At 71.5% G+C, this 19,598-nt stretch carries 20 protein-coding genes and 1 pseudogene; 16 read left to right on the top strand and 5 right to left on the bottom strand.

Going from position 1 to position 19,598, the window contains the following annotated elements; translation table 11 throughout:
• Window positions 1-12 precede the first annotated feature (12 nt).
• Window positions 13-432, top strand: a complete 420-nt coding sequence (locus tag EV186_RS17975; RefSeq protein WP_133850486.1) for a hypothetical protein — start codon at window positions 13-15, stop codon at window positions 430-432.
• Window positions 433-586: 154 nt separating this feature from the next.
• Here the strand turns inward: EV186_RS17975 and EV186_RS17970 are convergent, their stop codons facing one another.
• A complete protein-coding gene (locus tag EV186_RS17970) occupies window positions 587-1,102 on the bottom strand; it encodes an amino-acid N-acetyltransferase (RefSeq protein WP_133850485.1) in 516 nt (171 codons plus the stop codon).
• Between the two features lie 41 nt (window positions 1,103-1,143).
• On the opposite strand from EV186_RS17970, the gene rimO reads away from it, so the two are divergent.
• From rimO to EV186_RS17935, 7 genes are all read left to right on the top strand, one after another.
• Entirely contained in the window at window positions 1,144-2,562 is a 1,419-nt protein-coding gene (gene rimO / locus EV186_RS17965; protein ID WP_133850484.1) for a 30S ribosomal protein S12 methylthiotransferase RimO, read from the top strand.
• A gap of 170 nt (window positions 2,563-2,732) precedes the next feature.
• Window positions 2,733-3,335: a CDP-diacylglycerol--glycerol-3-phosphate 3-phosphatidyltransferase gene (gene pgsA / locus EV186_RS17960; protein WP_133851322.1), complete on the top strand. Its 603-nt coding sequence runs from the start codon at window positions 2,733-2,735 to the stop codon at window positions 3,333-3,335.
• Entirely contained in the window at window positions 3,332-3,841 is a 510-nt protein-coding gene (locus EV186_RS17955) for a CinA family protein (protein ID WP_424982882.1), read from the top strand. The genes pgsA and EV186_RS17955 overlap by 4 nt, the downstream gene beginning before the upstream one ends.
• 171 nt (window positions 3,842-4,012) lie before the next feature.
• Window positions 4,013-4,459 (top strand): helix-turn-helix domain-containing protein, encoded by a 447-nt coding sequence (locus EV186_RS17950; protein ID WP_133850483.1) that lies wholly within the window; start codon window positions 4,013-4,015, stop codon window positions 4,457-4,459.
• A gap of 292 nt (window positions 4,460-4,751) precedes the next feature.
• Entirely contained in the window at window positions 4,752-5,585 is an 834-nt protein-coding gene (locus EV186_RS17945) for a PspA/IM30 family protein (protein ID WP_133850482.1), read from the top strand.
• 22 nt (window positions 5,586-5,607) lie between these two features.
• The gene (gene pspM / locus EV186_RS17940; RefSeq protein ID WP_133850481.1) at window positions 5,608-6,387 is read left to right on the top strand and encodes a phage shock envelope stress response protein PspM; all 780 of its coding nucleotides are present in this window, start codon (window positions 5,608-5,610) and stop codon (window positions 6,385-6,387) included.
• Between the two features lie 295 nt (window positions 6,388-6,682).
• Window positions 6,683-7,954 carry a uracil-xanthine permease family protein gene (locus tag EV186_RS17935; protein ID WP_133850480.1) on the top strand — a complete coding sequence of 424 codons (1,272 nt, stop codon included), beginning with the start codon at window positions 6,683-6,685 and terminating at the stop codon, window positions 7,952-7,954.
• Here the strand turns inward: EV186_RS17935 and EV186_RS17930 are convergent.
• Window positions 7,897-8,946, bottom strand: a complete 1,050-nt coding sequence (locus tag EV186_RS17930; RefSeq protein ID WP_133850479.1) for a quinone-dependent dihydroorotate dehydrogenase — start codon at window positions 8,944-8,946, stop codon at window positions 7,897-7,899. The two genes, EV186_RS17935 and EV186_RS17930, sit on opposite strands and share 58 nt — an antisense overlap.
• Window positions 8,947-8,987: 41 nt before the next feature.
• Here EV186_RS17930 and EV186_RS17925 point away from each other — a divergent pair, with 41 nt between their 5' ends.
• The 3 genes from EV186_RS17925 (at window position 8,988) to EV186_RS17915 (ending at window position 11,116) form a co-directional block, all read left to right on the top strand.
• Complete coding sequence (locus EV186_RS17925; protein WP_133850478.1) at window positions 8,988-9,842, top strand: hypothetical protein; 855 nt, start codon at window positions 8,988-8,990, stop codon at window positions 9,840-9,842.
• Window positions 9,843-9,927: 85 nt separating this feature from the next.
• A complete protein-coding gene (locus EV186_RS17920; protein WP_208115733.1) occupies window positions 9,928-10,347 on the top strand; it encodes a VOC family protein in 420 nt (139 codons plus the stop codon).
• Between the two features lie 376 nt (window positions 10,348-10,723).
• Window positions 10,724-11,116 carry a hypothetical protein gene (locus EV186_RS17915; protein WP_133850476.1) on the top strand — a complete coding sequence of 131 codons (393 nt, stop codon included), beginning with the start codon at window positions 10,724-10,726 and terminating at the stop codon, window positions 11,114-11,116.
• On the opposite strand, the gene EV186_RS17910 is transcribed toward EV186_RS17915, so the two are convergent.
• Together EV186_RS17910 and EV186_RS17905 are read right to left on the bottom strand one after the other, a co-directional pair.
• Entirely contained in the window at window positions 11,113-11,925 is an 813-nt protein-coding gene (locus EV186_RS17910) for a DNA-formamidopyrimidine glycosylase family protein (protein WP_133850475.1), read from the bottom strand. The genes EV186_RS17915 and EV186_RS17910 overlap by 4 nt on opposite strands.
• Window positions 11,925-12,794: a ParA family protein gene (locus EV186_RS17905; RefSeq protein ID WP_133850474.1), complete on the bottom strand. Its 870-nt coding sequence runs from the start codon at window positions 12,792-12,794 to the stop codon at window positions 11,925-11,927. Before EV186_RS17905 ends, EV186_RS17910 begins: the two co-directional genes overlap by 1 nt.
• Before the next feature lie 127 nt (window positions 12,795-12,921).
• Between EV186_RS17905 and EV186_RS17900 the strand changes: the two genes are divergently transcribed.
• From EV186_RS17900 to EV186_RS17885, 4 genes and pseudogenes are all read left to right on the top strand, one after another.
• On the top strand, window positions 12,922-13,638 hold the full coding sequence (locus EV186_RS17900; protein WP_133850473.1) for a class I SAM-dependent methyltransferase: 717 nt from the start codon (window positions 12,922-12,924) through the stop codon (window positions 13,636-13,638).
• Between the two features lie 53 nt (window positions 13,639-13,691).
• On the top strand, window positions 13,692-14,969 hold the full coding sequence (locus tag EV186_RS17895; protein ID WP_133850472.1) for a DNA polymerase IV: 1,278 nt from the start codon (window positions 13,692-13,694) through the stop codon (window positions 14,967-14,969).
• 62 nt (window positions 14,970-15,031) lie between these two features.
• A pseudogene (locus tag EV186_RS40015) lies at window positions 15,032-15,160 on the top strand (SigE family RNA polymerase sigma factor); the annotation flags it as partial.
• A gap of 87 nt (window positions 15,161-15,247) precedes the next feature.
• A complete protein-coding gene (locus tag EV186_RS17885; RefSeq protein ID WP_133850471.1) occupies window positions 15,248-16,171 on the top strand; it encodes a hypothetical protein in 924 nt (307 codons plus the stop codon).
• Here EV186_RS17885 and hisS read toward each other — a convergent pair.
• Window positions 16,161-17,480 carry a histidine--tRNA ligase gene (hisS, locus tag EV186_RS17880; RefSeq protein ID WP_133850470.1) on the bottom strand — a complete coding sequence of 440 codons (1,320 nt, stop codon included), beginning with the start codon at window positions 17,478-17,480 and terminating at the stop codon, window positions 16,161-16,163. The two genes, EV186_RS17885 and hisS, sit on opposite strands and share 11 nt — an antisense overlap.
• Window positions 17,481-17,609: 129 nt before the next feature.
• Between hisS and EV186_RS17875 the strand changes: the two genes are divergently transcribed.
• Window positions 17,610-19,550, top strand: coding sequence for an acyl-CoA dehydrogenase family protein (locus tag EV186_RS17875; RefSeq protein WP_133850469.1), 1,941 nt, complete (start codon window positions 17,610-17,612; stop codon window positions 19,548-19,550).
• Window positions 19,551-19,598 lie beyond the last annotated feature (48 nt).

Raw genomic sequence — 19,598 nt, 5'->3', positions numbered from 1 at the left:
CGTCCTAGAACCATGAGGAACCACCGGATCGGACCAGCACTGGCCGTCGTCGCGCTCTGCGCGGTCGCGTGCGGCACGCCCGCGGCCGAGATGCCCCCGGGCGGTGGCGGCTCGACACCCACCGGCAGCGGCCCGGCGATCGAGCTGGGCAAGCAGTTCGAGATGGCCGCGCACTCGGACCTGCCCATCAGCGGCAGCGACGTCCACGTCACCTTCGACTCCGTCTCCGACGACTCGCGGTGCAAGCCCGGCCAGCACTGCGTCTGGGAAGGCGACGCGACGGTGAACCTCACCGTCGGCGGCAAGGCGGTCGCGTTGCACACGAGCAAACGCGTGAAGCCGCACGACGCCACGGCGTCGGGGTACCGGGTGCAGTTGGTGGCGCTGTCGGCCGACGGCGGGGAAGCGACCATCGTGGTCAGCAAGGCCTGACCTCACGCGCGTTCCAAACGTGGGACACACCCCGCCGGAACAGGGGACACGCCGTGCGGGAGCGGGGGACACGCCGTGCGGGAGCGGGGGACACGCCGGGCGGGAGCGGGGGACACACCCTGCCGGAAGAGGGGACACGCGTGGTGGGGCGCGGCTACTGAAGCTCCAGCAGCATGCGGCTGTTGCCGAGCGTGTTCGGTTTCACGAACGGCAGGTCCAGGAACTCGGCCACGCCTTCGTCCATCGACCGGCGCATCTGGGCGTAGACCTCGGGCGTCACCGGCGTGCCGTGGATCTCGCGGAACCCGAGGCGGGCGAAGAACGCCGTCTCGAAGGTCAGCACGAAGATCCGGACCAGGCCCAGCTCCCGGGCGACCTCGACCAGCCGCCGGACCAGGGCCGCGCCGACCCCGCGCCCGGTGGCCGCGGGGGCTACCGCCACCGTTCGGATCTCGGCCAGGTCCTCCCACAGCACGTGCAGTGCCCCACAGCCGACCAGCTCTTCACCCAGCGACGCCACCCAGAACTCCTGGATGTCCTCGTACAGCGTGACCAGCGGCTTGGCCAGCAGCACCTTGCCCGCATACCCGTCGATCAGGGCCTTGATGCCCCGCACGTCCCGGGTGCGCGCCCGCCGCACGACCAGTTCTTCACCAGCGGCCGTGTCCATGCGAAGCAACTTATCCTCCCCCGGCGGTTACCCTGTGCATCGTGTCCTCTCCCACCACATCTCGACGTGTTGCCCTGCTCACGCTCGGCTGCGCCCGCAACGAGGTCGACTCCGAGGAGCTCGCCGGGCGCCTCGCCGACGGCGGCTGGCAGCTGGTCGACGCGGATGACGCCGCCGACGTGGTCGTGGTGAACACCTGCGGCTTCGTCGAGTCGGCCAAGAAAGACTCGGTGGACACCCTGCTCGCCGCGTCCGACACCGGCGCGAAGGTCGTGGCCGTCGGCTGCATGGCCGAGCGTTACGGCGCCGAGCTGGCCGAGAGCATGCCCGAGGCGGACGCCGTGCTCGGCTTCGACCACTACCCGGACCTCGCCGAGCGGCTCGGCGACGTCGTGTCGGGCCACAAGATCGAGTCGCACGTGCCGGTCGACCGCCGCACGCTGCTGCCGATCACGCCGGTCGAGCGCCAGGAATCCGACCGGCAGGTGCCCGGCCACGGCTGGGGCCCGCGCACGCTGCGCAAGCGCCTCGACGACAGCCCGGTGGCCGCGCTCAAGATCGCGTCCGGCTGCGACCGGCGCTGCTCGTTCTGCGCGATCCCGTCCTTCCGCGGCGCGTTCGTCTCCCGCCACCCCGACGAGATCGTCGCCGAGGCCGCCTGGCTCGCCGAGCAGGGCGCCCGCGAGCTCTTCCTGGTCAGCGAGAACTCCACGTCCTACGGCAAGGACCTGCCGCGCGAGCTGGGCGGGCTCGAGCGGCTGCTGCCCCGGCTGGCCGCGGTGCCCGGGGTCGACCGGGTGCGGGTGTCCTACCTGCAGCCCGCGGAGACCAAGCCGACGCTGGTCAAGGTCATCGCCACCACTGAAGGCGTCGCCGACTACTTCGACATGTCCTTCCAGCACTCGGCCGAGCCGGTGCTGCGGCGGATGCGCCGGTTCGGCAGCACCGACTCCTTCCTGGGGCTGGTCGAGCAGATCCGCTCGTTCGCGCCGCGCGCGGGCATCCGCAGCAACGTGATCGTCGGCTTCCCCGGCGAGACCGACGAGGACCTCGCCGAGCTGGAGCGCTTCCTCACCGGCGCGCGCCTGGACGCGGTCGGCGTCTTCGGCTACTCCGACGAGGACGGCACCGAGGCCGAGTCGCTGCCCGGCAAGCTCGACGCCGACCTGATCGCCGAGCGGGTGGCCAAGATGTCGGTGCTGGTCGAGGAGCTGACCACGCAACGCGCCGAGGACCGCATCGGCGACGAGGTCGTGGTGCTGGTCGAGCACGCCGAGGACGACGAGTCCGACTGCGTGGGCCGCGCCGCGCACCAGGCCCCCGAGGTCGACGGCGAGTGCGTGCTGCTCGACGCCGAGGGCATCGCGGTGGGCGAGCTCGTCCGCGGTGTCGTCGAGGACTCCGAGGGCGTCGACCTGGTGGTGCGGCCGCTGGAGGTCCTCCCCCGAGGCACCCGGTGAGTGCCGCCCCGGCGGACGACCTCAACGGGCCTCCCGCCGAGCCCGCTGTTCCGGCGCCGCTGGAGAGTCCGCCGCTGGAGAGTCCGCCCCTGGAGAGTCCGCCGCTGGAGAGTTTGGCGCCGGAGAGTTTGCCGCCGGAGACCCGGGAGGCCCCGGAGACCGCGGAGGCGATGACCGACCGGCCGCCGGTCCTGCCGGAGCCGACGCCGGTGCCGCTGCTCAACGCCGCGAACCTGCTCACCGTGTCCCGGCTCGTGCTGGTCCCGGTGTTCCTGCTCGCCCTGTTCGTGCAGGACGGGCACGACACCGGCTGGCGGCTGATCGCTGCCGGCATCTTCGCCGTCGCCTCGATCACCGACCACGTCGACGGCCGGCTGGCCCGCAAGCACGGCTTGATCACCGACTTCGGCAAGATCGCCGACCCGATCGCCGACAAGGCGCTCACCGGCTCGGCGTTGATCGGGCTCTCCGTCCTCGGCGAGCTGGCCTGGTGGGTCACGATCGTGATCGCGGTCCGCGAGATCGGCGTGACGCTGCTGCGGTTCTGGGTGATCCGCCACGGCGTGATCCCGGCGAGCCCGGGCGGCAAGCTCAAGACGCTGGTCCAGATCATCGCGATCGGCGCGTACATCCTGCCGTTCCCGGCCTGGTTCCACCCCGTGGCCGTGGTGATCATGGGGATCGCCGTCGCGCTCACCGTCGTGACCGGGCTGGACTACGTGGTGCGGGCGGTGCGGTTGCGTGCCCGGGGCAAGCGCGCGGTCGCCTCGTGAGCCTGCTCGACCTTTCCGAAGTCGATCCCGCTCCGTTGATCGCGCTGCTGCGCGAACGCGATCAGACCGTCGCCACCGCCGAGTCGCTCACCGCGGGCCTCGTGACGGCCGTGCTGACCAGCGTGCCGGGCGCCAGCGCCGTCGTGCGGGGCGGGCTCGTCGTGTACGCGACCGAGCTCAAGGCCCGGCTCGCCGGCGTGGACCCCGACCTGCTCGCCGAGCACGGCGCCGTGCACCCCGAAGTGGCCCGCCAGCTCGCCCGGGGCGCGCGGGAGCGCTGCGGCGCGGACTGGGGGATCGGCCTGACCGGGGTCGCGGGACCCGACCCGCAGGACGGTGTGGCGCCTGGAACAGTCCACATAGCGGTCACCGGCCCGAGCCCGAACGGGAATTCCACGATCGGCCGAACGTTGCACGTACCAGGGGGCCGAGAGGCGGTACGGCAAGCTTGCGTGCACGCGGCGATCATGCTCCTGAGCAGCGTGATCATTGGGCCGACAGGGTGATTCCAGCGAGAGTCCAGACCGGCTGTTCATGGTGGGGGCATCAGGTCAGCAGGGAACTTCGGCGCCCCCGGGCTCGTTCGCCCTTGGCGGACGCGCGGCGAAGTCGCTGCGATCGGACGTGCTCGGTCGGTAACGTTGGCTCATGGGCCCGTCGGAGAAGGGAGGCGCGCGATGACCGTCCTGTTGCGTGAGGCGATCGGTGACCGGCTCCGTCACGCCCGCACCAATCAGCGCCGCACACTGCGCGAGGTCTCCCGAGCCGCGCGAGTCAGCCTCGGATACCTGTCCGAGGTGGAGCGTGGTCGCAAGGAAGCGTCGAGTGAGCTGTTGGCCGCGATCTGCGATGCGCTGGAGCTGCCGCTCGCCGATCTGCTGCACACCGTCGCATCGGACTTGAGCGCCGTCGAAGAGGTGCAGGTGGAGCGCGTGCCCGCCGGCGCGTCCGAGCGTGGCGCGGAGCGGTCCGGAGCGACCGCGTCGGCCGCGATCGAAGGTGGCCGGCTCGTGCCCGCCGTGGTCGGGGACAACCTGGCCGACCTGCGGTTGCAGCCCGTGCTCAGCCACCGGCTGGACACCTCGATCACCCAGGCGCGGGCGGGCGCCGTCTACGCCGCCTGATTCCGCTCCGACCCGCAACATCGTCCACACCGGCCGCGATACCCGGCTGACCAGCAAGATCGTCGGTCATCGGGGGTCGCGGCCGTTGTGCTGCGCGTCCGGGGCCCTCGGGGCGACCCGGAGACGGATCGGGGCGATCCCTGAAATGTGGCGGGTCCGGTGGAATGAGTTTCACGCACCTGACACGATGGAACCAGCAGCGGCACTGAATGGAACCAGCGACGGCCCTGGGGCGTTGCCCTGCCGTGGGTGCATGTGGCGGCCGGCAGTACTGAGAAGGCAGGCGGAGGAGATGGCCAACCCTTTCGTGAAGGCGTGGAAGTACCTGATGGCGGCGTTCTCGTCGAAGATCGACGAGCATGCCGACCCGAAGGTGCAGATCCAGCAGGCCATCGAGGAGGCGCAGCGGCAGCACCAGGCGCTGTCTCAGCAGGCCGCATCCGTGATCGGCAACCAGCGCCAGCTGGAGATGAAGCTCAACCGCCAGCTCGGTGACGTCGAGAAGCTGCAGGCGTCCGCGCGTCAGGCGCTGGTGCTGGCCGACGAGGCCCGCGCCAAGGGCGACGACGCGAAGGCGACCCAGTTCGAGCAGGCCGCCCAGTCCTTCGCCACCCAGCTGGTGACCGCCGAGCAGGGCATCGAGGACCTCAAGACCCTGCACGACCAGGCGATCCAGGCGGCGGCGCAGGCCAAGCAGGCCGTCGAGCGCAACGCGATGGTGCTGCAGCAGAAGCTCGCCGAGCGCACCAAGCTGCTCAGCCAGCTCGAGCAGGCGAAGATGCAGGAGCAGGTGTCCAAGTCGCTCAACCAGATGAGCGAGCTGGCCGCCCCTGGCAACGTCCCGTCGCTCGAAGAGGTCCGCGACAAGATCGAGAAGCGGTACACCACCGCGCTCGGGTCCGCGGAGCTCGCGCAGAACTCGGTGCAGGGCCGCATGATGGAGGTCCAGGCGTCGACCACGGAGATGGCCGGCCAGACCCGGCTGGAGCAGATCCGCGCGTCCCTGGGCGGTGGCTCGGTGGCCGGTCAGGTGACCAGCGGCTCGTCGGCGGCGTCGCCGTCGGCCGACATCCAGAAGGAGATCCAGCAGCGCGTCCAGCAGACGACGCAGCAGGAGAAGGCCTGACCCTTCCCGAGGAGGGGGCTCGATGGGGAAGCGTAAGGACTTGCAGGCCCTCACGGACCTGGCGCAGCAGTTCGGCGTTCCCTTGGTCGAGCAGGTCCGCACCTGGAAGAGTCCCGACCCGGCGGTGAAGCTGCGCCGTCAGGTCAACAGAGCAGATCGCCGACGCACCCGGTGGGCCTACACGGCCGCCGGGTGCTCCGGCATCGCCGTCATCCTGGCGTTGACCGGTGGGGCGGCGACCGCGTTCGCGGTCTTCGTGGTGCTGGCCGTGTTGAGCGCGGTGACGTCCGTGCGGGCCTACGGGCGGTTGCGTGTCCTGCGTCGCGAGCAGGCCGCCTTGCCCGCCGTGGCGCCGGCACGCGCGGCTTTACCGGGGAAGTCCTCCCGGGCTTACGAGCCGATGCGACGGTTGGCCGGCGCCGAGGCGTCGCTCGCCGAGTTGCTGGGGCAGTTGGAGCACGACTCGAAGCACGGGGCGGTGCCCGCCGAGTCCGTCGCCGCTGCCCGTGCCACGGGCGCCGAGGCCGCCGCCGCGTTGCGGGCGGTCGCCGCGCGGATGGCGACCCTCGAGACCGCCGTGCAGCACACGTCCGGGGCCAACCGGGCCGAGCTGGCGGCGAGCGTGGAGGACCTGCGGGGGCAGTTGGAAGCGGGGATCGACGGGTACGGCGAGTTGATCGCCGCCGCCGGTCGCGTCGTCGCGGCCGGAACTCCGGCGCCGACCCACCGCGCCGTCCTGACCGAGGCCACCGATCACCTCGCCGGCCTCGCCGCCGCACTCCGAGAACTCTCCGCCAGCTAACCCTCCCGGGCGTGTCCCACACTCACGCCGGGTGTGTCCCCCGTTCCAGCTGGGTGTGTCCCACGTTCGCGTCGGGTGTGTCCCACGTTCGCGCCGGGTGAGTTCAACGTTCGCGGCCGGTCCGGACACGGGCCCAATGTCACGTTCAGTAATCGAGCTAGCCCAAGTAGTGAGAACCCATCTTGATCACTAGGGCAAACGTGTGACTGTTTGCGTAGTGGGTGTCCAGCTCCGCTACCGGGCGTGGCAGTATCTCGCGGCAACGGTCAGGTCACGATTGCCGGGGAGGTGGGGTGTGACGTTGTGGTCCGTGCATGGCGACGGGCGCGGCGTGCGTGACGGCGACGTCGTCCGGCCGGACGAGCGGATGAGCTGGCCGTTGACCATCGGCCTCGGCGTCCAGCACGTGGCCGCGATGATCGGCGCCACCGTGCTCGTGCCCGCGCTCACCGGGTTCCCGGCCGGCCCGACGCTGCTGTTCTGCGGGATCGGCACCCTGCTCTTCCTGGCCGTCACGCGCAACCGCGTTCCCGCGTTCCTGGGCTCGTCGTACGCCTTCGTCGCGCCGCTGGCGGCCGCGCGGGAGGAGGGGCCGGCGGCCCAGCTCGGCGCGGTGCTGCTCGCGGGGGCCGTGCTGATCGTGGTCGGGGTGGCCGTGAAGGCGTTGGGCGTGCGGCTCGTCGAGTCGGTCATGCCGCCCCTGGTCACCGGTGCCGTCGTCCTCATCGTGGTTCTCGCACTCGCACCGCAACCCGCGGCCGCGTTCAGCAAGCAGCCGGTGGTCGGTGCGCTCACCGTCGCCGTCATCGCGATCTGCGCGGTCGGCACGCGAGGGCTGCTCGCCCGGCTGTCGGTGCTCATCGGCGTGGTGATCGGGTGGGTGGCCGGTGCCGCCACCGGAGCGCTGGCCGACGACCGGGTCAGCGAGCTGGCCGCGGCGGCGTGGGTGGGACTGCCGCAACTGCACGCGCCGCAACTGCGTCCCTCGGTCGTCGCGCTGGTGGTCCCGGTGGTGATCGTGTTGATCGCCGAGACGGTGGGCCACATGAAGGCCATCGCCACGGTGACCGGGCGCCCGCTCGACGGCGCGGTCGGGGACGCCTTGATCGCGAACGGCGCCGCCACGACGCTCGCCGGGCTCGGCGGTGGCTCCGGGACCACCACCTACGCCGAGAACATCGGCGTCATGGCCACCACGCGGATCTTCTCCACGGCGGCCTACGCCGTGGCCGGGGTGCTGACCGTCCTGCTGTCGTGCTCGCCCAAGGCAACCGCGCTGGTCGCGACCGTGCCCGACGGGGTGGTCGGTGGGTCGGCGCTCGTCCTGTTCGGCATGGTGGCGTTGACCGGCGTGCGGATCTGGCAGCAGGCCGGCGTGAACCTCACCGACCCGGTGAACGCGATCGTGGTCGGCGTCGCGCTGCTCGCCGGCGTCGGCGGAGTGACGATCACGATCGGCGGCGCCACGCTCAACGGGATCGCGTGGGGCTCGATCGCCGTGGTGCTCGGCTACCCGTTGCTGCGCAGGGTCCGGGCGATGCGCCGGACCAGTGCCGGGCCCCGGTAGATGAAGCCGGTGTAGAGCTGCACCAGGCTCGCGCCAGCGTCGAACATCGCCTTGGCGTCGTCGGCGGTCATGATGCCGCCGACCCCGATGATCGGCAGGGCGCCGCCGGTTTCCTCGTGCACGAACGACACCACGGCACGCGCGCGTGCGGTCAGCGGCCGTCCGCTCAGCCCGCCCTGCTCCTCGCCGAGAGCGGACTCCGACGGGACCACCCCGTTGCGGCCCAGCGTCGTGTTGGTGGCGATCAGCCCGGCCACGGTGTGCTGGTCGCACACCTCCAGCACGTCGGCGATGGCCGAGTCGCTCAGATCGGGCGCGATCTTCACCAGCAGCGGCTTCACCGGGCCGCCGTGCAGGGCGGCCAGCGCGTCGGCCTCGCTGGTCAGCTCGCCGACCAGGTCGTCGAGCGCCTCCCGGTCCTGCAGGCCGCGCAACCCCGGCGTGTTGGGGGAGCTGACGTTGATCGCGAAGTAGTCGCCGTAGGGGTAGAGCGCGCGCAGCGAGTGGCGGTAGTCGTCGATGGCCTGCGCGACCGGTGTGACCTTCGACTTGCCGATGCTCACCCCCACCGGCACGGCCGGGTCCAGCGGACGCAGGCGCTCGGCGAGCACGTCGGCGCCGTCGTTGTTGAACCCCATCCGGTTGACGATCGCCTGGCTCGACGGCAGCCGGAACAGCCGCGGCCGCGGGTTGCCCGGCTGCGCGAGCCGGGTCACGGTGCCGACCTCGACGAACCCGAAGCCGAGGGCCGGCCACGCCGGGATCGCCACGCCGTTCTTGTCCATCCCGGCGGCGAGGCCGACCGGATTGGGGAAGCGCACGCCGAACACGGTTCGGGGCGCGCTCACGGCGTAGAGGCGGCGCAGGGCGGCCAGCGCCGGTGGCACACGGGCGACCTGGCGCAGCGCGGCGAGCGTCCGCTCGTGCGCCACCTCGGGATCGCCGTCACCGAGGGAGAACAGGGCGCGCCGCACCAGCCGCTGGTAGACCACGTGCCCATCGTGTCATCCGGTCATACGTGATGATGTAGGGCATGGCGCGCTCGTTCGAGACGTTCGACTCCATCGCCGCGGAGCTCTACGCGTTGCCCCGCGAGGAGTTCATCGCCGCCCGCACCGAGCGGGTCGCGCAGGCCAAGGCCGACGGCAACGCCGAGCTGGCCAAGAAGCTCGGGTCGCTGAACAAGCCGAGCACGGCGGCGTGGCTGGCCAACCAGCTCGCCCGCCACGACCCCGACCAGGTGCGGCTGCTCGGCAAGGTCGGGGCCGCGCTGCGCGACGCCCACGGCAAGCTCGCCGGTGAGCAGCTGCGCAAGCTCTCCCAGCAGCGGCAGGCGGTCGTGCGCGGGCTGGTCGAGGCGGCCCGGGACCTCTCCGACAAGCCGGTGACCATGGCGGTGGTGCGGGAGCTGGAGTCGCTCTTCACCGCGGCGCTGGCCCGCGGTGCGGTGGCCCGCGAGCTCGCCGAAGGACGGCTGACCGGAGCCAAGCAGTTCGGCGACGGGTCGAACTGGCCGCTGCTCGCCGATGCCGACGCCGTGCCCGAACCCGCGCCCCGCAAGGGCCGCGACGAACTGGATCGCAAACGCGCGCTGGCCAAGGCACGCCGGGAGCTGGCCGACGCGAACGCGGCGGCCACGCGGGCGCGGGAGGCGGCCGACGAGGCCGGCGAGAAGTTCGAGCGTGCGCAGCGCGACGCCACGCAGACCAAGGACCGGGTGCGTCAGCTGACCGAGGAGCTGGCCGAGGCGCAGCAGGCGGCGGACGCGGCCAAGGCGGCTGTGAAACCGGCCCGCAAGGACCGGGAGACCGCCGAACGGACGGCGCAGCGCGCGCAACTGAAGGCCGATCAGCTCGCCGCCTCGGTGGCCGAGTTGGAAGAAGCTTGAGCGGGTTGTCGAGAACCGGGCTACGGCTCCGTCTCCGGCACACGAACTACTACTGAGGGGACTTTCGATCATGGGCGTGCGAAGCATGGACCACGTGAACATCACCGTCAGCGACCTGGACGCGGCGATTGCGTTCTTCCAGGACATCGGGCTCGAGCTCGAAGGCGGCAAGATGGCGGTCGAGGGCGAGTGGGTGGAGAACATCATCGCGCTCGACGGGGTCCGCGAGGACATCGCGATGCTGCGCACGCCCGACGGCAGCAAGGTTGAGCTGTGCCAGTTCCACACGCCGGTCGACGACCGGGAAGCGGACGCGGCGCCGGCGAACCGGCTGGGCCTGCGCAGCGTCGCGTTCGTTGTCGACGACGCCCAAGCCGTCGTCGACGAGCTGGGACGCAAGGGATACGGCCTGGTCGGCAAGCTGCAGAACTTCGAGGACATGTTCCTGATCGGCTACGTCCGCGGGCCGGACGGGATCATCGTGTCCATCAACCAAGAGCTGTGACAGCGTCTTCCTGAGAAAGCAGACCAGCCCTCGGAGCTCCGCTTGCGCGGATCCCGGGTCGGACTAGTTCCGGGAATGCTCCGAGGGCTGGGTGACTGCCTGGTATTCGCCGACCTCTCAGCCCGCGCCTACGGCACTGGACGAACCAGTGTCAGCCGTGCGCTTGGGCCGGCAACCAACTGTGCAGAAAGTGGTCTAGCGGACAGCCACCTCACGAGTCCTATGGGCATACACCTGCGGACCACCTCCTCTCTCGTGTACTTCGAACGTTAGCCGCGAAGATCCGCTGACACAACGGCTTTTCACCTCACCCGTTCGAGGGATGGTAGGGTCGCCGGTCAAATACTCTCCGTATTGGAATGCGGAAGGCGTCGGGGTGCGCGAACAACTTGACAGCTACGGCCGGATCGGCGTCGGCGCCTTGGTGGGCGCGGCCGTGGCCGCGCTGTTGTACGGCGGTCTCGCGTACAGCGACCAGACCCCGGTGGACCTGGCCCGACACCCTGAAGTGGAGCCGGTGCAGCCCGCGTCGCCCACGCGCTCGACGACCGCGCTGGACGCCGCTTCCCTGACCACGACGGCAAAGCCGACGACGACGGGCAGTTCGACGACCACCACGACCACGACGACGACCACGACCAAGCAGACGACGACGACCACGCACCACACCACGACGACGATCGCGCAGCCGACGACCACGACGCACGAAGACCCGCCGCCGGTGACCACGACGACGACGCGCCAGCACTGCGGTCTGCTGTGGTGCTAATCGGGTCCCGGGCCGCTTTGACAGCGCGGGCACCAGTACGTCACCCGTTCGCGTAGCTCTTCGCCCTGTTCGGCGACGCGCACGGGCCCTCCGCAACGCAAGCAGCCCTGGGCCCGCTTGGATCGCCCGTACACCCACACCCCACGGCCACGCCCGCGCTGGCCAGTGGTATTGCGGTCGTACCGGTCGCGGTTGCGGTTGCGGTAGAGCAGATCATGGCTCAACCGCACCGCTTCTCCTGTGTCCACTTCGGACACCGGGGTCCAGGGCGTGACGCCGAGCAGGAAGCACACCTCGGACTTGTAGACGTTGCCGACGCCGGCCAGCACGCGCTGGTCGAGCAGTGCTTCGCCCAGGGCACGCGACGGTTCCGCGGCCAGGCGCGCCGCGGCGAGCGCGGCCATGTCGTCGTCCCACGCCGGGTCGAGCAGGTCCGGGCCGAGGTGCGCGACCAGCCGGTCCTCCTCGGCCACCCGCACCATCCGCATCTCGTGCAACAGGAATCCGACGGCTTCGACCTCGTCGGTGCGCAACACCACGCGGGCCTGGTGACCGGGCCGCCGCCAGCGCGTGCCGAGGGGGTCGATGCTCCAGCCGCCGTCCATCATCAGGTGGTGGTGCAGGCTCAGCTCGTCGTCGAAGCGCAGGAACAGGTGCTTGCCCACCGAGCGCACCCCACTCACCGTCCGGCCGGTCAGCTCCATAGTGGACAGTCGCGGGTGCCGCAGCTGGGCGTGACGCAACACGGAGCCCGCCAGCGCCGCGCGCAGCCGCGTCGCGGTGTGGAAGACCGTGTCGCCCTCGGGCATTACCGCTGGTCGGGGTCGGCGGGCTCGACGCGGTCGTCCTGCTCGTCCTCGGGCCACGACACCGCCGAGTGGTGCCGGCCGCGGGCGTTGCTGCGCAGCAGCCGGGCGAGCAGCAGGTTGAACGCGAGCGACACCTCGCGCGCGCCCGGGGTGTTCCACTGGTGGATCGGCATGCACGCGCCCTGCGACTGCTGCACGGCCAGGCGGTCGGGCAGCGCCACGGGCATCACCAGCGTGCCGAAGTGCTCGCGCAGCTCGGCGATGCGGAACTGGTGCTCGTAGGAGTGCGAGCGGACCTTGTTGACCACCACGCCGAGCGTGCGCAGCTGGTCGTTGTGCTCGTCGTGCACCTGGTCGACGGCCTCGAACGCGCGCTGCGCACCGGTCACGGCGTACAGGGTCGGCTCGGTGACCAGCAGCGCGCCCTGCGCCGCGACCAGCGCGGAGCGGGTCAGCCGGCCCAGCGACGGCGGGCAGTCCAGCAGCACGAGCTGGTAGGGCAGGTCGTGCTCGGTGATCAGGTGCCCGACGGCCTCGAGCGCGCGGCCGAGCTTGCCGAGCGTGCGGGCGCCCGCGGTGGGGTCGTTCAGGCCCTCCAGGTCCTCGGAGCCGACGAGGACGTCGACCTCCTCGCCCCACGCGCTGGGCCGGATCGCCTCGCGCAGCACCGGCAGCCGGGGGTTCTCCAGCACGTCGGCGAGTGTGGTCTCGGTCTCCTCGGGGTCGAGGGTGGTGGTGGCGTTGCACTGCGGGTCCAGGTCGACGACCAGCGTGCGCGCACCCCGTCGCATGGCCGATGAGGCCAGGCCGAGCACGACCGTCGTCTTGCCGACGCCACCCTTGAGGCTGAGCACAGCGACCGTTTGCACGCTGGGCAGCCTACGGTCTCTGGACGTCCGGTGTTCAAAGCGGCGGAGCCGCTTGTGCGGGACCGGCAACTGGTTCCGCCACCCGCACCGCGCGCAAGCCGACACCTCCCGCCTAGCATTTGCGTCCATGCGACCGGATGCCGTACGCAGTGCCCTCGACGTGGAACTGGCGGCCGCGCGTGCGCGCCGGGGCGGTGACCAGCCACGGGTGCTCGACGTCGGCGGTGGCAGCGGGGTGTTCGCCGTGCCGATGGCGCAGGCCGGCTGCGCGGTGACCGTCGTCGAGCCCAACCCCAACGCCCTGGCCACGCTGCACCGCCGCGCGACCGACGCCGGGGTGGCCGATCGGATCGTCGCCGTGCAGGCCGACAGCGACGTCCTGGCCACCGTGGTGCCCGACGCCGACGCCGACGTGGTGCTCGCGCACGGGTTGCTGGAGGTCGTCGACGACCCGAAGGCGACGGTGGCCGCGCTGGTGGGGGCCGTGCGCCCCGGCGGTGTGGTGTCGGTGGTGGTGGCCAACCGCTACTCGGCGGTGCTGCACCGCGCGCTGGCCGGCAAGCTCGCCGAGGCGCGGCGGGTGCTGGTCGACCCGGCCGGTCGCACCGAGGACGAGGCGCTGTTGCGCCGCTTCGACGTGGACGCGCTCACGGCGTTGCTGGTGGACGCGGGTCTGACCGTCGAGGTGCTGCAGGGCGCGGGCGCGCTGGCGGACCTGGTGCCGGGCAGCGTGCTGGAGGCGAGCCAGGAAGCACTGGCGGAACTGGAACTCGTGGCCGCGACCACCCCGGCCCTGCGGGCGATCGCGTCCCGCCTGCACGCCGTGGCGCGCAGACCGGCGTGACCGTGACGGCGCGGATCGCGAGAACTGTCGTACCCCTGTGCGAGGGTTGAGCCGTGGGACGCAGTGCTGACCTGCCGCGGGGGCTGCTTGCGGAGTTCCGCGTCGGCGACGGCGCGTGGCCGGACGACACCGGGTGCCCGATCCTGCACGTCGACATGGACGCCTTCTACGCGTCGGTGGAGATCAGGGAGCGCCCTGAGCTGCGCGACGTGCCGGTGATCGTGGGCGGGGTCGGCAACCGGGGCGTGGTGTCGTCGGCGAACTACCTCGCCCGCACGTACGGCGTGCGCTCGGCCATGCCGACGATGCGAGCGCGCGCGTTGTGCCCGAAGGCGGTGTTCCTGCCGCCGACGTTCGGGCTCTACCAAGAGGTCTCGCGCGGCGTGCTGGCCGTCTTCCGCGACGTCACGCCGCTGGTCGAGCCGCTGAGCCTGGACGAGGCGTTCCTCGACGTGAGCGGCGCGTTGCGCCGGCTCGGCAAGTCCCCCGCGCAGATCGGCGCCGAGATCCGCGCCCGGGTCTTCGAGCAGCAGCGGATCACGTGCTCGGTCGGGGTCGCGCCGACGAAGTTCGTGGCCAAGCTGGCCTCGGGGTTGTGCAAGCCCGACGGGATGATGGTGGTGCCGAAGGGCCGGGTGCTCGACTTCCTGCACCCGCTGCCCGTGTCGGCGCTGTGGGGCGTCGGCAAGCGCACGGCGGAGAAGCTCGTCGGGGCCGGTCTGGAGACCGTCGCCGACATCGCCGCCGCGCCGGTGCCCCGGTTGCGCCGGTTGGTGGGCAACGCGGGCGCGGAGCACCTGTCGGCGCTGGCGCGGGGGTTCGACGGGCGCGCCGTCGTGCCGGAGTCGGCGGAGAAGTCGGTGGGCGCGGAGGAGACCTTCGAGGTCGACCATTTCGACCGCGGCATCCTGCGGGTCGAGTTGTTGCGGCTGTCCGAGAAGACGGCGATGGCCTTGCGCGGCAAAGGTTTGCGGGGCCGCACGGTGTCGATCAAGGTGCGCTTCGCCGACTTCTCGACGATCACCCGCTCGCGCACGCTGACCTCGGCCACCGACGTGACCCAGGAGATCTACCGGATCGCGTGCCAGCTGCTCGACGAGCAGGTGCCGCCCGGCGCGGTCCGGCTGATCGGCGTGCGGATGGAGCAGCTCGCCGACGCCGACAGCTCGGGGGAGCAGCTGAGCTTCGGAGCCCCCGACCGCGGCTGGCGTGAGGCCGACACCGCGGCCGACGCGGCCCGCTCCAAGTTCGGCGCCGCCGCCATCCGGCCCGCCTCCCTGCTGAACACGCGCCCGCGCCCGGTCGGCTACCACGACCCGAAACCGGAGTGACGCGCGCCACACAACTACTCGCGTCGCTTCCGGTGTCCAGGGGGTGATGGGGGTGATCGCCGGTGCGACGGACGGTTGAGCGGCACTACACCGAGTACGTGTCGGCGCGCCTGCCGGTGTTGCGCCGCACCGCGTTCCTGTTGTGCGGCGATGACCACCGGGCCGACGACCTCGTGCAGACCGCGATCACAGCCTGACCTCGGACGGGCTGAAGTCCTTGCGCCGCAAGCTCGGCGGCCGCGAAGCGATGATCTCGGGGGTGGAGTGAGGTGTCGACAGTGGACAGTGAAGCGGAGTTGTTGCTGCGCCCGCTGCGCGAGGTGGAGTGCGGCGGGCCGGGGACCGTGGACGTGGAGCGCGCGGTGCGGCACGGGCGGCGGGTGATCCGCCACCGGATCGCCGGGTCGGCGCTGGGGGTCGTGATCGCGGTCGCCGCGAGCGCGGTGATGGTGCCGTCGTTGCTGCACCACGAGTCCGTGCCCGCGGCCGCGCCGCACGAGTTCTCGGTGCTGCGTGAGGAATTCAGCGTCGCCGCCGCCGGGGGATTCACCCCGGTCGCTTACACCACAGGCCGCTACCGGCAGGTCGCCGAGCTGGCCGCGCCCCACGCCATGGCCACCGTGGTGTTCTTCCCGGTGGGCCGCCCGCCCGAGCCGGGCTGGCGGCCGGTCGGCGAGCGCACCGATCCGGTCGTCGACGGCACGAGCGCCTACTACCTGGACGACACGGTGCTCGACAACGGGCACACGGAACTGGCATGGGAGTGGCGGCCCGGCGGCTGGGCCGTCGTCGACCTGGCGTCCAGCGCGGGCTCCCGCAAGCAGGCGCGCCAGATCGCCGAACGTGTCGGTTCCCGCTACGACGGTCAGGTGCGGGTGCCGTTCACCATCGCCGCGCCATCGCACGGCTGGCACCTGCTCGGCGTGCGCACGACGTTCCCGCGGGAACCGGCGATGCCGACGGTCACCCTGCACCTCGGCGCCGCCGACGTGCCGACCCGGGTGACACCGTTGATGGTGGAGGTGGGCCCGAAGGCGGCCGTCGAAGTCGGTCGGGGCACGGACGTCGGTCACGGCCTTGTGGTCGCGACCGGCGGACCCGCCCCCGACGCCGACAAGGCGCGGGTGCGGGCCGGCGTGCGGTTGTCGGTCGGGCCGGACCCGACCGACATCGCCTACTGGGCCACGAACCCTATTCGCTGACCGGCGCCCAGGTCGCCGGGTCCGCGACCGCCTGCTCGCCGGAGGCCATGTCCTTCACCTCGTGCTCGGCGCCCTCGCGGAACGGCGGGAACCACACGGCCCCGATGCCCTTGCGCGAGGCGTAGCGCAGCTGCTTCCCGATCTTGTCGGGTGCGTGGTAGACCTCGGTGTTGATGCCACGCGACCGCAGCGCACGGCCGACTTCCGCGGCGAGCCCGGCCGTTTCCTCGCTCGGCACCACGACGAGCACCTGGGTCGGCGTCTTGGCGCCGAGCGGGAGCTTGCCCTCGGCCAGCATCTTCGAGAACAGCCGGGTCAGCCCGATCGAGATGCCGACACCCGGCAGGCTGCGCCGGATGAACTGGCCCGCGAGGTCCTGGTAGCGCCCGCCGGAGCAGATGCTGCCGAACGCCGGGAACTCGTCCAGCGTGGTCTCGTACACGGTGCCCGTGTAGTAGTCCAGGCCGCGGGCGATCGACAGGTCGGCGACCACGAAGGGCAGGTCGGACAGCGCGTCGAGCACGTAGGCCAGCTCCGCCAGGCCCTCGTCGAGCAGGTCCGACGTGACGCCCAGCTTGCGCACCACGTCGGCGACGGACGCGTCCGAACCCCGCACCTGCGCCAGATCCAGGCACGCCTGCGCCTGCTCGGCGGTGAGGCCGAGTTCGTCGCGCAGCAGCCGGCCGAGTTGCTCGGGACCGATCTTCTCGATCTTGTCCATGGCCCGCATGACCGCCAGCGGGTCGGCCGCGCCGAGCCCGGCGTAGAAGCCCTCGAGCACCTTGCGGTTGTTGATCCGCATGGTGAACGGCCCGACGCCGAGTTCGGCGATCAGCTCGCCCGCGACCCGCGCCACCTCGGCGTCGAAGTGCAGCGGCACCTGCTCGGGGTTGATCACGTCGATGTCGCACTGCACGAACTCGCGGAACCGGCCCTCCTGCGGGCGTTCGCCGCGCCAGACCTTCTGGATCTGGTAGCGCTTGAACGGGAAGTCCAGGTCGTTGAAGTGCTGCGCCGCGTAGCGGGCGAAGGGCACGGTGAGGTCGAAGTGCAGGCCGAGCTTGGCGTCGGAGGAGTCCTTCTCGTCCGCCTGGAGCCGATGCAGCGTGTAGACCTCCTTGGACGTCTCGCCCTTGCTCAGCAAGGCGTCCAGGGACTCCACCGCCGCGGTCTCGATCGGCGCGTACCCGTAGCGCTCGAACCCGCGCCGGATCGTGTCGATCCAGCGCTGCTCGACCAGCCGCTCGTGCGGCAGCCACTCCGGGAACCCGCTCACGGCCGCGGCCCTGCTCAGCTCTCCGTCCGGCATGAACTTCCTCTCACTGCGTAGTCCCACCCAGCCTATCCGCCCAGGCGAGCGGGTTCTCGGCCGCCGTAGGAGGTCCGATGTGGACGGTTTCGCGTGGCAGTACGCCGGTCGCGGTCTTAGCGTCGGGTCATGACAGGTGCGCTCTGCGAATTCCTTGACGGTCGCTGGCACGCGATCCGGGCCGAGGCGCGGCAGCGGCTCGCCGAGTTGCCGCCGCCCGAGGAGGACCTCACCACCGAGCAACACCGCGCGGTGGTGTTGGCCCAGCTGCAGGAGCTGGCCAAGGCGGGCTACCCGGAGATCGGATTCCCCGAGGAGTACGGCGGCGGTGGGGACGTCGGCGGCTCGCTGACCGCGTTCGAGATGCTCGGCTTCGGCGACCTGTCGCTGATGGTCAAGGCCGGTGTGCAGTGGGGGCTGTTCGGCGGCGCGGTCGAGTCGCTCGGCACGGACCGCCACCACGACGCGCACCTCGCCGACATCATGTCCGACCGGCTGCTGGGCTGCTTCGCCATGACCGAACTGGGACACGGCTCGGACGTCCAGCACCTGCGCACGACGGCGACCTACGACCCGGCCACCGAGCAATTCGTGCTGCGCACCCCGTACGAGCACGCCCGCAAGGAGTACATCGGCAACGCCGCCCGCGACGGCCGGATGGCCGTGGTGTTCGCGCAGCTGATCACCGGCGACGAGCACCGTGGTGTGCACGCGTTCCTGGTGCCGATCCGCGACGCGGACGGCAATCCCGTGCCGGGCGTGCGCATCGCCGACTGCGGGCGCAAGGGCGGCCTGAACGGCGTGGACAACGGCAGCCTCTGGTTCGACGACTACCGCGTGCCGCGCGAGGCCCTGCTCAACCGCTACGGCGACGTCGCCGCCGACGGCACGTACTCGAGCCCGATCGATGGTGACGGCAAGCGGTTCTTCACGATGCTCGGCACGCTGATCCGCGGCCGGATCAGCGTGGCCGGCGCCGCGGGCAGCGCGACGAAGTCCGCGCTCACCATCGCCATCCGCTACGCGCTGGCCCGGCGCCAGTTCGCCCGCCCGGGCGAGGAGCCGGACGAGGTCGTGCTGCTGGACTACCGGGCGCACCAGCGCAAACTGCTGCCCGCGCTGGCCCGCACGTACGCGTTGCACTTCGCGCAGCAGGAGCTGGTGCAGACCCTGGACGAACTGGTCGGCGAGAACCCGGTCGAGCGCTCCGACGACCGCCGCCAGCGCGAGCTGGAATCCCGTGCGGCCGGGCTGAAGGCGCTGACGACCTGGCACGCCACCAAGACGATCCAGATCTGCCGCGAGGCGTGCGGGGGCGCCGGGTACATGGCGGCGAGCCGGCTGCCGCGGCTCAAGGCGGACACCGACGTGTTCACCACTTTCGAGGGCGACAACACCGTGTTGCTGCAGCTGGTCGCCAAAGGCCTGCTGACCGGCTACCAGCAGCACCTGCACGAGCTGGGCACGCTGGGCATGGCCCGGTTCGTCACCGACCAGTTCATGGGTGCGGTCGTCGAGCGGACCGCCGCGCGTTCGGTGATCGAGCGGCTGGTCGACGCCGTGTCCGGTCAGGAGGAGGCCGACTTCGCCGACCGCGGCTGGCAGCTGAAACTGCTGGAGGACCGCGAGAAGCACGTCCTGGACACGCTCGCGCGCCGGTTGCGCCCGGCCGCGGAGGAGGGCGCCGACCCGTTCGAGGTGTTCAACGACGCCCAGGACCACGTGTTGCGGGCCGCCTGGGTGCACGTCGAGCGGGTGGTGCTGGAGGCGTTCGTGGCCGCGATCGAACGGTGCCCGGATCCCGAGCTCGTGGCGTTGCTCGACCAGGTGTGCGACCTGTACGTGCTGTCGGCGGTCGAGGCCGACCTCGCGTGGTTCCAGGGGCACGGCCGGCTGAGCGCCAGCCGGGCCAAGGGCGTGACCGCCGCGGTGAACGACCTCTGCAAGCGACTGCGGCCCCGGATCGACACGCTCGTGGACGCTCTGGGCGTGCCGGACGCGGCGATCGGGGCCACGCGGCACGAGCCGGAGCGGCAGAAGGAGCAGCGTGCGGGCGATTTGTCCGGTTAGCGGCTAGCCCGTGCGGGCGAGGTTGGTCAAGATGCGGCCGACCTCATC

Source organism: Labedaea rhizosphaerae (assembly GCF_004362825.1).
In the GTDB taxonomy this organism is placed as follows: domain Bacteria; phylum Actinomycetota; class Actinomycetes; order Mycobacteriales; family Pseudonocardiaceae; genus Labedaea; species Labedaea rhizosphaerae.
This window is presented reverse-complemented; position numbering and strand designations above follow the sequence as displayed.

Excerpts from the sequence above, each read along its gene's own strand:
- EV186_RS17975 (WP_133850486.1), top strand. The coding sequence starts at position 13 with ATGAGGAACCACCGGATCGGACCAGCACTGGCCGTCGTCGCGCTCTGC.
- EV186_RS17970 (WP_133850485.1), bottom strand. The coding sequence starts at position 1,102 with ATGGACACGGCCGCTGGTGAAGAACTGGTCGTGCGGCGGGCGCGCACC.
- pgsA (WP_133851322.1), top strand. The coding sequence starts at position 2,733 with ATGACCGACCGGCCGCCGGTCCTGCCGGAGCCGACGCCGGTGCCGCTG.
- EV186_RS17950 (WP_133850483.1), top strand. The coding sequence starts at position 4,013 with ATGACCGTCCTGTTGCGTGAGGCGATCGGTGACCGGCTCCGTCACGCC.
- EV186_RS17945 (WP_133850482.1), top strand. The coding sequence starts at position 4,752 with ATGGCCAACCCTTTCGTGAAGGCGTGGAAGTACCTGATGGCGGCGTTC.
- pspM (WP_133850481.1), top strand. The coding sequence starts at position 5,608 with ATGGGGAAGCGTAAGGACTTGCAGGCCCTCACGGACCTGGCGCAGCAG.
- EV186_RS17925 (WP_133850478.1), top strand. The coding sequence starts at position 8,988 with ATGGCGCGCTCGTTCGAGACGTTCGACTCCATCGCCGCGGAGCTCTAC.
- EV186_RS17920 (WP_208115733.1), top strand. The coding sequence starts at position 9,928 with ATGGACCACGTGAACATCACCGTCAGCGACCTGGACGCGGCGATTGCG.
- EV186_RS17910 (WP_133850475.1), bottom strand. The coding sequence starts at position 11,925 with ATGCCCGAGGGCGACACGGTCTTCCACACCGCGACGCGGCTGCGCGCG.
- EV186_RS17900 (WP_133850473.1), top strand. The coding sequence starts at position 12,922 with ATGCGACCGGATGCCGTACGCAGTGCCCTCGACGTGGAACTGGCGGCC.
- hisS (WP_133850470.1), bottom strand. The coding sequence starts at position 17,480 with ATGCCGGACGGAGAGCTGAGCAGGGCCGCGGCCGTGAGCGGGTTCCCG.
- EV186_RS17875 (WP_133850469.1), top strand. The coding sequence starts at position 17,610 with ATGACAGGTGCGCTCTGCGAATTCCTTGACGGTCGCTGGCACGCGATC.